At 40.0% G+C, this 13,323-nt stretch carries 10 protein-coding genes and 2 pseudogenes; 7 read left to right on the top strand and 5 right to left on the bottom strand.

Annotated features, from left to right (window positions below; all coding sequences use genetic code 11):
• The first annotated feature begins 90 nt into the window (after positions 1 to 90).
• The 4 genes from ric (at position 91) to FHG64_RS12150 (ending at position 5,178) form a co-directional block, all read left to right on the top strand.
• Positions 91 to 816 (top strand): iron-sulfur cluster repair di-iron protein, encoded by a 726-nt coding sequence (gene ric / locus FHG64_RS12165; protein ID WP_139066656.1) that lies wholly within the window; start codon positions 91 to 93, stop codon positions 814 to 816.
• A 130-nt stretch (positions 817 to 946) separates the two neighbouring features.
• Entirely contained in the window at positions 947 to 2,170 is a 1,224-nt protein-coding gene (locus FHG64_RS12160; RefSeq protein ID WP_139066655.1) for a hypothetical protein, read from the top strand.
• 236 nt (positions 2,171 to 2,406) lie between these two features.
• Positions 2,407 to 2,634, top strand: a complete 228-nt coding sequence (locus tag FHG64_RS12155) for a hypothetical protein (protein ID WP_139066654.1) — start codon at positions 2,407 to 2,409, stop codon at positions 2,632 to 2,634.
• A 171-nt stretch (positions 2,635 to 2,805) separates the two neighbouring features.
• A complete protein-coding gene (locus FHG64_RS12150) occupies positions 2,806 to 5,178 on the top strand; it encodes a heavy metal translocating P-type ATPase (protein ID WP_139066653.1) in 2,373 nt (790 codons plus the stop codon).
• 4 nt (positions 5,179 to 5,182) lie between these two features.
• On the opposite strand, the gene FHG64_RS19825 is transcribed toward FHG64_RS12150, so the two are convergent.
• Positions 5,183 to 5,305 (bottom strand): hypothetical protein, encoded by a 123-nt coding sequence (locus tag FHG64_RS19825; protein ID WP_262710265.1) that lies wholly within the window; start codon positions 5,303 to 5,305, stop codon positions 5,183 to 5,185.
• Between the two features lie 167 nt (positions 5,306 to 5,472).
• Here FHG64_RS19825 and FHG64_RS12145 point away from each other — a divergent pair, with 167 nt between their 5' ends.
• On the top strand, positions 5,473 to 6,513 hold the full coding sequence (locus FHG64_RS12145; RefSeq protein ID WP_139066652.1) for a helix-turn-helix domain-containing protein: 1,041 nt from the start codon (positions 5,473 to 5,475) through the stop codon (positions 6,511 to 6,513).
• Here FHG64_RS12145 and FHG64_RS12140 read toward each other — a convergent pair.
• The 4 genes and pseudogenes from FHG64_RS12140 to nirK form a co-directional block, all read right to left on the bottom strand.
• Positions 6,510 to 7,703 carry a GAF domain-containing sensor histidine kinase gene (locus FHG64_RS12140; RefSeq protein ID WP_139066651.1) on the bottom strand — a complete coding sequence of 398 codons (1,194 nt, stop codon included), beginning with the start codon at positions 7,701 to 7,703 and terminating at the stop codon, positions 6,510 to 6,512. The two genes, FHG64_RS12145 and FHG64_RS12140, sit on opposite strands and share 4 nt — an antisense overlap.
• Before the next feature lie 159 nt (positions 7,704 to 7,862).
• Positions 7,863 to 8,476: pseudogene (locus FHG64_RS12135) on the bottom strand (SCO family protein).
• A gap of 11 nt (positions 8,477 to 8,487) precedes the next feature.
• The gene (locus FHG64_RS12130; protein ID WP_168191354.1) at positions 8,488 to 9,267 is read right to left on the bottom strand and encodes a formylglycine-generating enzyme family protein; all 780 of its coding nucleotides are present in this window, start codon (positions 9,265 to 9,267) and stop codon (positions 8,488 to 8,490) included.
• 18 nt (positions 9,268 to 9,285) lie between these two features.
• Positions 9,286 to 10,743, bottom strand: coding sequence for a copper-containing nitrite reductase (gene nirK / locus FHG64_RS12125; protein ID WP_139066649.1), 1,458 nt, complete (start codon positions 10,741 to 10,743; stop codon positions 9,286 to 9,288).
• A 181-nt stretch (positions 10,744 to 10,924) separates the two neighbouring features.
• Between nirK and ccoS the strand changes: the two genes are divergently transcribed.
• A complete protein-coding gene (gene ccoS / locus FHG64_RS12120; protein WP_139066648.1) occupies positions 10,925 to 11,101 on the top strand; it encodes a cbb3-type cytochrome oxidase assembly protein CcoS in 177 nt (58 codons plus the stop codon).
• 22 nt (positions 11,102 to 11,123) lie between these two features.
• Positions 11,124 to 13,318, top strand: a pseudogene (ccoN, locus tag FHG64_RS12115) (cytochrome-c oxidase, cbb3-type subunit I).
• The last annotated feature ends 5 nt before the right edge of the window (positions 13,319 to 13,323 follow it).

Below are 13,323 nucleotides of genomic sequence, written 5' to 3'. Positions count from 1 at the left end.
GGTCTTAAAAACCTATATGACCCAACTCATAAACAGAGATTTACCTTTTCCTCAATTTTGTTGAAGTTATAAATCAAAAATCTTTGCGTTATGAATAATCTTCAAACTAGAACGGTAGCCGAGCTGGTAACCGAAAATATCAAAGCCGCACATGTTTTCAAGAAATATGGAATTGACTTTTGTTGTGGTGGTGGTGTAACTATTGACAAAGCTTGTGAAAAAGCCAATGTGAATGTGGCAGAACTTGAAAGGGACCTCCTGGACCTCGATAAAATTGTAGACCGCGCTTCAAATTATAATAGCTGGAAACTGGATTTTCTAACAGATCATATTATAAATGTTCACCATACTTATGTTGCAGAAAATATCCCTTTACTTCTTCAATATTCTCAACGCGTTCTTCACGTCCACGGGCATCATTATACAGAATTGAAGGAAATACACGAATTGCTTACAACAGTAGCAGGAGAACTTAGTGCTCATATGAAGAAGGAGGAATTGATACTTTTCCCATTTGTAAAAAAACTTGTTAAGGCAGAGAGTGAAGGCACCCCTGTACCAGAGACTCATTTTGGACCGGTAGATAATCCCATTAAAATGATGGAGGCGGAACACGAGGAGGCTGGAGATCTTCTACGAGCAATTGCAAAATTAAGCAATAACTACACACCTCCCCCGGGAGCCTGTAACACCTATAGAGCCTTTTATGCCAAACTTGATGAATTTGAGCAGGACCTGCACCAGCATATCCACCTGGAAAATAATATCCTGTTCCCAAAAACCCTTAAACTTGAAAAAGAATTACGCAACAGGTAACTCTATTATCTACATTAAGTTTCACATACATATTTTTCAATAATTTATAAATCTATAAAGGGTAAGGCATATTTAGCCTTACCCTTTTTTTAATTTCTTTCACCCGGCCGCTTTTTATTACTTTTATTCCATGATCAATTTAAAAAAGCACTCCAACATTGCTCTTGGTTATTTTCTGCTGGTTGGCTTACTTGGACTCTTCCTTCGGCTATTCTTTGTAACTCCTGTTGCAGCCAATTTTAGATATGTGGTTCACGCACATTCGCATATAGCATTATTGGGCTGGGTTTATATTGGGCTCATAACCCTATTTTATAGAATGTATTTTAAAGATTCTCAGATTACCGGGACCTACAGAAAAATATTCTGGTTTACTAACATTACTTTGGTGGGGATGCTTCTCACATTTCCCTTTCAGGGTTATGCCCTGTTTTCTATCATCTTTTCAACTCTCTTTTTAATTGCATCTTATTGGCTGGCATGGTTCTTTATTAAAAAGGTTCCAAAAAAATACAGGGAAAGGTCTTCCTGGAAATGCGTTAAAGCTTCTCTTATATATATGATAATTTCAAGCATTGGTCCCTGGGCGATAGGAGGAGTCATGGCAACCCTGGGCAATACCTCCATTTGGTATAAACTTTCCATATATTTCTACCTTCACTTTCAATATAATGCCTGGTTTATCCTGGCACTTTTAGGCGTTTTATTTTTCCTCGTGGAACACCTAAACATTAGGATTGATAAAAAAGCCTTCAATAGTTTCTTCATCCTACTTAATGCAGCCTTAATTCTTAGTCTTTTTCTCTCTGCCCTGTGGGTGGAACCACCTGCTGTTTTCTTCATTCTTGCTGCGGCCGGAGCTATCTTCCAGGCATGGGCTTTTATACAATTTTTTAGGATCATACGGCCTGTGTGGAAAGAACTGGCTGCCCACATTTCTTTGTTCACTGCTACCCTCCTTAAGATAACCGCTCTTTTTCTGGCGGTAAAAATCCTGATGCAGCTGCTTACGGCATTTCCATATTTTGCCGGGCTCTCTTACCTATACCCTGATTTTGTAATCGGGTATTTGCACCTTGTATTCCTCGGGATAATAAGCATTGCCCTGTTTGCTTTTCTCAATTTCTTTAACCTGTTAAAAATATCCCGAAAGATCTTCTGGATCTATCTAGCCGGTTTTCTTCTTTCTGAAGCACTTATCTTCTATAAAGGCGCAGCTATTTGGCTGGGATTACCTTTTTTTACCGAATATTTTCTCATCCTGCTCATAATAAGTGCTTTGATGCCCCTGGCCATAGCCATCCTCCTAGCAAAGAATCTTAAATCCTCGATAGTAAATGACTCAGGGCGTTAAAGTCCTATAAAAATTTTCTTATTTATAATTGCCTTAACTGCTTATTTCAGGTACATCATCTACCTTAATTGTATGATCCTTAAAACATTTCTCAAAATCAGGAGGAAATTAGGTATTACAAACTGAATCCAAAAATTAAACCTTATAAGCGGCTATGTATAATTTTTGATGAAGGCAATTATGTAGAAAAACGGAATGATGTCTTAAAATGCTGCTTGTAAACAAAAATAATTACTATGAAAACCAATGGAATATTTTATTTAGTCGTTACTACTATCGTCCTGGTAGCCCTCACCTTTATGGTGTTTTACAATGTTCCCTTTAGTATAATATTTTATACCACTGTAGGCGGGCAACTCTTATTGATCTTTACCATCTATAAAATCCTTACAGATGATTACAGTACCAAAAAAACATTTGATGACTGGTATGAGGATTATCCCATCGGTAAAGAAGAGAAGTAGTTTGATGTATTTCCCGGAACCAGGTGTGGCAGGGTAAGATTTAAGAACCTGTTCCTTCCCGGGAACCACAGACCGATGTATCCTTTTCAGCAAATTTTTTTTATCGGACTGATCTTTATCATATTTTTTACTTCTTTCATTTTCAACCTTTGCGGCTTATAAAAGAGATAAATGAAGGACCTTACCTGCTATCATTGTGGAGATCCCATACTGGAAGATATAAATTTTGATGAAAGATCGTTTTGCTGCGAAGGCTGCAAAACCGTGTATGAGATATTTTCCAGCAATGACCTTTCCTCTTATTATGAAATGCAAACTGCTCCCGGGGCAACTCCAAAGGTTAGCGAAGGGAAGTATGACTACCTTTCCAATGATTCTATCATTGAGAAGCTCCTGGAATTTAAAGATGGCAAAACTTCTATAGTAAATCTCTACATCCCTCATATTCATTGCAGCTCCTGCATTTGGATTTTGGAGAACCTCAATAAATTACAGCCTGCAATAAATTCTTCCCAGGTAGATTTTCCCAAGAAGTCTGTTAGGATCACCTTTAATTCAGATAACATTAGCCTGCAGGAAATAGTGAAATTTTTAAGTATCATAGGCTATGAACCCTATATAAGCCTTAATGATACAGAAACAGGCAAGAAAAAGATAAACAGGAGCCTTACCTATAAGCTCGGGGTTTCGGGATTTGCGTTTGGAAATGTAATGTTCCTTTCCTTTCCTGAATATTTTGAGGTTTCAGAATTTTGGCTGGACCAATACAAGCATGTATTCCGCTGGTTGATGTTTACATTCTCCCTCCCGGTGGTATTTTATGTTTCCAGGGATTACTTTATTTCAGCCTATAAAGGAATTAAGGCCGGTTTACTGAATATAGATGTCCCTCTTGCCCTGGGGATATTTGTACTTTTTGTGAGAAGCACTATGGAGATAACTTTTGACTGGGGTACCGGTTTCTTCGACAGCTTAACGGGACTTGTTTTCTTCCTTACCCTTGGGAAACTTTTTCAGCAAAAAACATATAACTTCCTCTCCTTTGAAAGGGATTATAAATCCTATTTTCCCATTGGGGTAACCCGTATTTCTTCAGAAGGAAAGGAAGAAAGCGTACACGTAAATGACATTAAAAAAGGAGACCGCCTCCTTATAAGGAATGAGGAACTCATTCCCGTTGATTGTACCCTTGTAAAAGGAAAAGGCATGATTGACTATAGTTTTGTTACAGGTGAAGCAGAGGCTGTAGTAAAGGAGGAAGGTGAAAAATTATTTGCCGGGGGAAAACAGGTATCGGGAATAATTGAGATTGAAACCCTAAAGAGTGTATCCCAAAGCTATCTTACAAGATTGTGGAGCAATAACGTATTTCATACCAACAAGGAACTTGCCTTTACCAGGTTGATCGATCATATAAGCCAGTACTTCACTGTTGTACTGCTTCTTATAGCTACTACCGCTGCAGGTTACTGGATGTTCTATGATATGGCTATAGCAATAAATGTTTTTACTGCCGTATTGATCATCGCCTGCCCCTGTGCCCTGGCCATGTCCACACCTTTCACACTTGGAAATATCCTCAGGATCTTTGGCAATAAAAAATTCTATCTAAAAAATGCAGGTGTGATCGAGCAACTTGCGAAGGCCAATGCCGTAATATTTGACAAGACGGGGACTATCACCTCCAACAGGAAAAGCAGGATAAATTATGAGGGGATTATGTTAACTGTTGAAGAAGAAGCCCTTCTTAAAAACACGCTTCGCGCATCCAATCATCCTCTAAGCCGTACTTTGTACTCTATGCTGCAGGAGTATGACATCGTACCTCTTGATGAATACACCGAGACTGTGGGGAAAGGAATGGAAGCCAGGCATAGTGCCAACAGGTTAAAAGTTGGGTCGGCAGAGTTTGTTGGCAACACCGCAACTGCTACCACTATGAACACATCTGTTCATATAAGTTCAAATGACGAATATAGAGGTAGGTTTATTTTTCATAATGAATACAGGGAGGGGGTTGATAGGGTTTTCGATGACCTTGGGAAAGAATTTCATTTGACCATTCTCTCAGGCGACAATGAAGGTGAAAAGGAGCGTTTACAAGAAATTTTACCGGCAAAGACTCAATTTTACTTCAACCGCAAGCCTGAAGATAAATTAAACTACATAAAAAACCTGCAGGAACAGGGTTACAAAACGATCATGGTTGGAGATGGTTTGAATGATGCGGGTGCTCTTGCCCAAAGCGAAGTTGGGATCGCTGTTTCTGAAAATGTAAACGTATTCTCCCCGGCCTGCGATGCCATTCTTGATGCATCGGCTTTTGACAAACTTTACCAATTCATTAAAGCTGCCAGGGCTTCAGTAAATATTATTAAAGTAAGTATTACTCTATCCTTCCTTTACAATGTAGTAGGGTTGTATTTTGCGGTTACAGGACAACTTTCCCCTGTTATCGCAGCCATACTTATGCCCTTAAGTTCTATAAGTATTATTGTCTTCGCGACGGCCACGACGAATATTATAGGTAGAAGTATCAAATAAGGGACTAAAACTCTCTTTTATTCTCTGCTTTGCCTTTACGGTAGTTTCTTATCTTTCTTATAAGGAACCAGGATCCAAAAAGAACAACCAGGACCTGTAGCCCCATTAGAAGATATAATAAGATCATGGTCTTTGTTTAGTTATTTATAAGAGAATAATTTTTCAAAATTAACAAAAACATCACTTTTCGTTTAACGTTTTTCACATTATTAAGAAAATAAATAACACAATTTTAAAAGTAAAAGGAATCTAAGTTTATAACTTTCTAATTAAATTTTAAGAAAGTAATTTATCATGAAAATAGCTGTAAAGGCTTTACCTGTAGATGATATTATAAATGATCTTGCCAATCAATGGGATTTGCAGATCAAAAATGATAGTGAAGAATTAACAATCGAGCTCCCACCACGCCTGGGCGATGGATATATAAGAGGTAAGAGTTTTGATTCCGGAGTTGGGATTATCGAATATTTTTGCACTTTTAAATCAAATTATGATATAGTTTTTTCCATAAGGGATACACACCCGTTAAAATTTATCTTTTGTTCTGAAGGGATTGCGCACCACACTTTTGAGGAAGATGATGACACCCATATCATCAATCCTTACCAGAATGTAATTGTTTCCAGCAGTGGTGAAAATGGTCACGTTCTAAGTTTTAAAGCGGGGGAGAAAACCCGTGTGACCAGCATAGAAATTGACCGGGAACGATTTAGTAAACGCAATAATCATCATTATGAGGGTCTCGAACCTGTATTGAAAGAACTTTTTAAAGATTCTGTGGCCGAAAAGAAATTCTACTATCACGGAAACTACAGCCTAAAAGCTGCAGATATTGTAGAGGATATCGTCAATAAAGAATTTTCTGGTTTCCTAAGATCCATTTTCCTTGAGGGAAAAATACTGGATATGCTCGTCCTTCAAATTAACCAGTACCAGGATGATCAAAGTGATGAAAACCCACAGATCCTGCGAAAAAGTGATGCTGAAAAAGTAAAACACGCACAGGAGCTAATACAAAAGAATCTGGCAACCAATTACTCTGTAGAAGTTCTTGCCCGTGAAGTAGGTACCAATATCAATAAGTTGCAGGAAGGGTTTAAGACTATGTACGGGCTCACGGTAAATAAATATATGCAACAGATCAAGTTGGATAAAGCGAAGGAATTACTCACCACTTCTGAGCATAATATCTCAGAAATTGTCAACCTTATTGGACTTAATAACAGAAGTTATTTCTCCAAGGTATTCAAAGAAAAATATGGGGTGAGCCCTAATTATTTTTTAAGCGCGAGAAAAGAAAATAGTTCCGGGAGCAGGGATGATGAAAACTAGGCTTCACACCTCGCCAATTCCACAATAAACTCACTGCCTTTCCCTTTGCCTTCACTATTGGCATACACCTTTCCGCGATGGGCATCAACAAGTTGTTTTACTATGGAAAGTCCTAAACCCGTAGAAGTTTCACCTCCTGTAGGCTGGGCACTTAAAGATGTGAATTTCCTAAATAGATTTTTCATATCATCGACGGTTAGACCTGGCCCAAAATCTTTTACACAAATTGTTATTGTCTCGGGACCCTCCTCCAGCTTAACGTGGATTTCCTTCCCGGTTGGGGAATATTTTATGGCATTATTAACCAAATTATCCAAAACCTCTGTCAGCTTTAATGGATCTCCAAAGACCATCCCTTCATCTGGTAAAAATGTTTTTATTACCTGGTTTTTGCTTCTCGCCATAGTCTTATTTGAACGAATAACCTTTTTTACCACAGGCACCAGGTCCATTGGTTTAAGCCTTAATTGAACTCTTCCTGTTTCCTCCCTTGCGGTTTCAAGCAGCCCGTTAACAATACGGTTCATGCGCTTTCCTGCGCTCTTTAATTGCCTTGCTATTTCTTCGATCGCCTTTGGATTGGCTTTATTCATAAGGATCATATCTGCCAGCAAAGGCATAACAGATATAGGGTTTTTAAGGTCGTGAGCAGTTATATGAAGGATTTGATGCTGATGTTTTACAGCGTTTTTCATTTCTCTTTTAAGAGAAAAATGCTGCACTGCCAATTCTCCAAATTCTCTTAGAATAGTTTGTTGTTGCCTATTTAGGCTGCGGGGTTTTTTATCTATAATGCTTAAGGTGCCCAAATTGTGGCCATTCCTGTCCCTTAATGCTATTGCAGAATAAAATCTAAGACCAAAATCTCCTTTTACAAGGGGATGGTTCTTAGTGCGCATATCCAGGGCTGCATTCTCGACCTGGTAGAGGCTCTCGCCTAAAATTGCTGAAGGGAACCACCCGGGATTTTTTTCAATTTCCTGCACCTCAAGGCCATAAGTGCTTTCAAACCAAACCTTATCACCTTCAATTAAAGATATGATCGCTATGGGCACCTCTAGTATTTGAGCTGCCATACGAGTGATATTATCCAGGTTATTATCCTGCAAAACATCAGCTACTTCAGGGTTTTTTAAAGTTTTTAACTTTTTCACCCTTTGTGATGATTCTATTTTCCTGACTACCTGCATAATTTTAAGATAAATGCCTATTAAAGATAATAATTTCTTAAAATTATGCAAAAAAAGTACCAAAGCTATTTATGATTTTTTGTTATAAAAGCTTGATATAATATATTTTACAGACTTGCCGCCTTAAAACCAGGGAGTTTTAAACAGGTTTTATTAAAATTATTTCACCACCTCTTCCTTAATTGATGCGATGGTTTCTTCATTGTCCACCCCAGGCCTTCCTGTTGATGTACCATTACTCCCTGCTTATCAAACACACTTATAATATTAGAGTGGGAAAAATCAATGGGAGTGATCTTTTTATAACTTACCGCGAGTACGGCGGCAAATTCCCGGGTATCTTCAGGAGTGCCACGAAGGAACATCCAGTGAGGCTCTTCCATAAGATTCTCTGCTGCAAATTTCTTTAGGTTACCTGGCGTATCGGTTTCAGGGTCTATACTTACCATAATAAACTGGACCTTATCCAAATCCTTTTTAGGCATCTGTTTTTCGATATTTCGCATATCGGCCACCAGTCTGGGACAGGCTGCCTTACACGAGGTGTAGATCATCACCATTACCAAAACCTTCCCCTGGAGATCTTTCAATTCAATGTCCTTATTATCCTGGGTTGTCCAGGTTGCAGGCAAATTAAAAACAGACATTTCTGGTACTTCCTTGTTTATTTCTGCAGGTTCATTTTCAGCCAGTCGATCTACAAGGCCATCATCTGTTTTGTTACACCCAATGAGTAGTAAACTAAATATCGAAATGAATATGGTTCTTTTCATCGTACGTATTTTTATAAATTATTGGTATCTACATCCTGTACACACCTAAAACCGAGATTTTTTATTGAATATCTTGCTTTTACACTTCCCCGAAAGGCATAGCGCATAAATGCCGCATAGTTCATAAGATCTGTTGCTCCTACAGCCGCGGCCCCGCAAAACAAATTGTTATCACCGGTTGCACCTTTCCTGGATTCACCAGAGAGGAGTACAGAGTTGAAATCCAGTGTCCACTCCCAAACAAGGCCGTGAAGGTCATACACCCCGTAATAGTTCTTAAAGGTGGAGCCTATTTCTTTTTTAAAGGTATGGGGAGTTTCATACCAGCTAAGGATAAATTTGTTATAGCTTTCCTCTTCCCTGGCATCGGGTAATTTTTCATTTGCCATTGCAGCAAATTCCCATTCATCTACAGTGGGCAACCTTTTTCCCTGGCATTCACAATAATTTTTGGCAGCGTACCAGGAGATATGGGTAACCGGGGAATTTGGTTTCTGGTCCGGGGAGAGGGTTTCATCATCTACCCAGTCCAACAGGTAGCTCTCATCTGTAAACAACTTTTTTGCCTGGGATCTTTTCCATTGAGGATTCTTCTTTACAAATTCCAGGAATTGTGCATTTGTCACCGGGTGCACATCCATGAGGAAGTCATCTACTCTTACTTCCTCTTTTGTACCATATAGAGGCTTAAATTCCCCCCCGGTAATCTTCACCATGGATCCAGATTGGCAAAAAGCTGTGCCAGGGATCAAAATTGCAATGCCAATTACCAGTCTGAATAAAGTTTCCATGTTGATTTCTTTTAATTCTTATTTTACTTCTTTAACCATGTCTGGTGTCACTTCTGTCTTATTGTTGCCCCAGTTGTTATAGATATAGGTCATTACATTGGCAACATCTTCATCTGTAAGGTTTTGGGGTGGCATTACACTGTTATATTTTGTACCATTAACTGTAATTTCCCCGGTAAGTCCAAATTTTACAGCTCCAATCGCCCGGTGTACATCTTCATTAAGATAATCTGAATCTGCCAGGGGAGGGAAAACAGAAGGGATTCCAGATCCTGTAGCCTGGTGGCAGGCAAGACAGCTTTGGGCGTAAATTGCTTTTCCGCGTTCCATTTTATCTGATGTGGATGCAGTGGCTTCAACCGGGATTGCACCACCGGTAGTTTCACCGTCAATTGGGGCCTTAGCTCCCGGGTTATAAGGTTTTTCTTCAACTTTTCCACTAAAGATCCTCTTGTTCTCTTTCCCTTCTACTTTTAGGATACCCAAAGCTCCTTTATTAAATGCCCTGAAGATAGAGTGGTCTACCAGTACAAGTTCCCCGGGTACATCTACCTTAAATTCTACGATAGCCGATCCTCCTGCAGGGATAAGAGTTGTTTGCACATTTTCATTCACCTGGCTTCCACCTTCTACATAAACCTTATCAAAGATCTCCCCTATGACGTGGAAGGACGATACCAGATTTGGCCCTCCATTTCCTACGAAAAGGCGTACAGTTTCACCAACCTCGGCGTGAATTGCTTTATCCCCTGTAAGTGCTCCTACACTTCCGTTAAACACCACATAATCTGGCTTCTCGTCAATTGCCTTTTGCATATCAAAGGCCTGCAATCCTCTGTCCCCGTGATTACCTTCAGTATAGAAATCTCCCTGCATGATATAATATTCCTTATCTACAGGAGGAAGGCCACCTGCAGGCTCAATGAGAATAAGGCCATACATCCCGTTCGCAACGTGCATTCCCACAGGAGCTGTAGCACAGTGGTAGACATACAAACCGGGATTGAGCGCTTTGAAATTAAATACTGCTTCACGGCCGGGAGCTACAAAGGAAGACTCTGCCCCTCCCCCGGGCCCTGTTACAGCATGTAGATCAATGTTATGAGGAAGTTTACTGTCCGGGTGGTTCTTTAAATGGAATTCAATTTCATCTCCTTCTCTTGCCCTTATAAATGTACCTGGAACAGTTCCATCAAAGGTCCAGTAGACATAGCTTACGCCATTGGCCATTTCCATTTCCTTCTCTATCACTTCCATATTCACTATTAATTTTGTTGGAGCCCTGTTGCCAACCGGCCTTGGAACCATTGGAGGATGTGTAAGGGTAGCTTCCATCTCCCCAAATACTTTCATTTGTTCGGGATTTTCTTTTGCCGCAGCTACTTTTTCACATGAAGTAAAAAGTCCGGCCATTAAGGCGGCGATAAAGAAAAAAGTGACATACCAGCCAGTGTGTTTTCTATTATTGTTTTTCATAACCAGAAAGATTTAACGTTTAATTATTTCTCTTCAAATTTCTAAAACACTATTCGCTTAGAACATGAGGCTAATCATAAACCTGCTTTTTTTCAGGATTTTACGATTAATTCAAAACCTGATCAAAATCATATTTCAGGAGAGGCTGTCCTATTAGTTTTGTTGCCGAAACTGAAAAGCCATGAGCGTTATATACGTATTACTTACCATTAGCATTATAGTCGCGATCATATTCTTTATCGCATTTATAGTGGCCGTAAGAAGCGGGCAGTTTGATGATGATTATACGCCCTCTGTGCGCATATTGTTTGAAGACGAACTTGTAAAAGACAATAAATCCAAATCACTAAACAATTAATAATTAACAAATTAAATCAAGTATGGAATTGCAGCAGTTCTATTACGATAATAAGATCGTAAAAAACTTCATCTACGCCACGATCTTCTGGGGAGTCGTGGGGATGAGCGTGGGGCTTTTATTAGCTTTTTTGTTTTTGTTTCCTAACCTTACAGATGGGATCTCCTGGTTAAGCTTTGGAAGATTAAGGCCATTGCACACCAACGCCGTGATCTTCGCCTTTGTAGGAAACGCCATTTTTGCCGGGGTTTATTACTCAACTCAAAGGCTTTTAAAAGCCCGTATGTACAGTGATACACTTAGTAAAATTAACTTCTGGGGATGGCAGGCTATCATTGTGGCAGCAGCGATCACACTTCCTATGGGACTTACCAGTTCAAAGGAATATGCTGAACTTGAATGGCCTCTGGATATAGCTATTGCCGTGGTTTGGGTGGTATTTGGCTGGAACCTCATTGCGACAATCTTTAAACGAAGACAGCGCCACCTGTATGTTGCTATCTGGTTTTACCTGGCTACTTTCGTTACTGTTGCAGTGCTGCATATTTTTAACAGCCTTGCCTTACCGGTGGGACTTTTTAAAAGCTACTCTGCCTATGCCGGGGTGCAGGATGCTCTTGTACAATGGTGGTATGGCCATAACGCCGTGGCCTTTTTCCTTACTACACCATTCCTTGGGCTTATGTATTATTTCGTCCCAAAGGCAGCAAACAGGCCGGTATATTCATATAAATTATCCATAATCCACTTCTGGTCCCTTATATTTATTTACATATGGGCCGGGCCTCACCATTTATTGTATTCAGCCCTGCCAGACTGGGCACAAAATCTTGGGGTTGCATTCTCTGTAATGCTGCTTATGCCATCCTGGGGGGTATGATAAATGGATTATTGACCCTTCGCGGGGCGTGGGATAAAGTGAAAGCAGATCCTGTACTTAAGTTTTTCGTGGTTGCCATCACCGGTTATGGTATGGCGACATTTGAGGGGCCTATGCTGTCTCTTAAAAATGTGAATGCCATTGCGCATTTTAGCGACTGGGTTATTGCTCACGTTCACGTGGGAGCCCTTGCCTGGAACGGGTTCCTAACCTTCGGGATGATCTACTGGTTGATCCCAAGGATGTTTAAAACAAAATTATATTCTGTTAAGCTTGCCAATATGCATTTCTGGTCCGGTACCCTGGGTATCATTATCTACGCAATGCCAATGTACGTTGCAGGATTTGTACAGGCTTCTATGTGGAAGCAGTTCAACCCGGACGGAACGCTCACTTATGGAAATTTCCTTGAAACCGTAACCGAAATTATTCCAATGTACTGGATGAGGGCGATTGGAGGAAGTTTATTTATCCTGGGCATGTTCATCCTTGTTTATAACATATATAAGACGATAAGACAAGGGTCTGAGGTTAAAGATGAACTTGCAGAGGCGGCACCTCTTCAAAAATTAACAGGAAAAAGAATGGCTGGAGAAGCATTCCACACCTGGTTGGAGCGCAAGCCGGTGCAGTTGACTATTCTTGCTACAATAGCAATTCTCATTGGAGGGATCATTCAAATTGTACCCACGATCCTGGTGAAATCCAATATTCCCACTATTTCAAGTGTAAAACCATATACCCCACTGGAACTGGAAGGCCGGGATATTTATATAAGAGAGAGCTGTGTATCATGCCACTCCCAAATGGTACGTCCATTTAGAAGTGAGGTGGAGCGATACGGGGAATATTCCAAAGCAGGGGAATATGTTTATGACCACCCGTTCCTGTGGGGAAGTAAAAGAACCGGACCGGATCTTATGAGAATTGGAGGAAAATATTCAGATAACTGGCACTTCAACCATATGTATGATCCTCAAAGCACCTCAGCGGGATCCATTATGCCTGGTTATAAATGGTTGATCACAGATGAGCATGACCGTTCCAAAACCCGGCAAAAAATGGAAGTTATGGTAAAGCTTGGGGTACCATACACCCAGGAAGAAATTGAGAACGCTTATGCATCTATGGATGCCCAGGCTTTGCAAATAGAGAAAAACCTTTACAACGATCCAGATTTTGTAAAAACCTATGAAGCAGACAAGAAATATGCGGAGGAAAATGGTTTGGATTTCGTGGAAATGAGAAACAGGGAGATCATTGCTTTAATTGCATATATGCAAAGACTTGGTACAGACATCAAGGTGAAGGATCCTGAAGTAACAACTGTAAAATAACTAGC

Source organism: Antarcticibacterium flavum, from assembly GCF_006159205.1.
GTDB lineage: Bacteria > Bacteroidota > Bacteroidia > Flavobacteriales > Flavobacteriaceae > Gillisia > Gillisia flava.
This window is presented reverse-complemented; position numbering and strand designations above follow the sequence as displayed.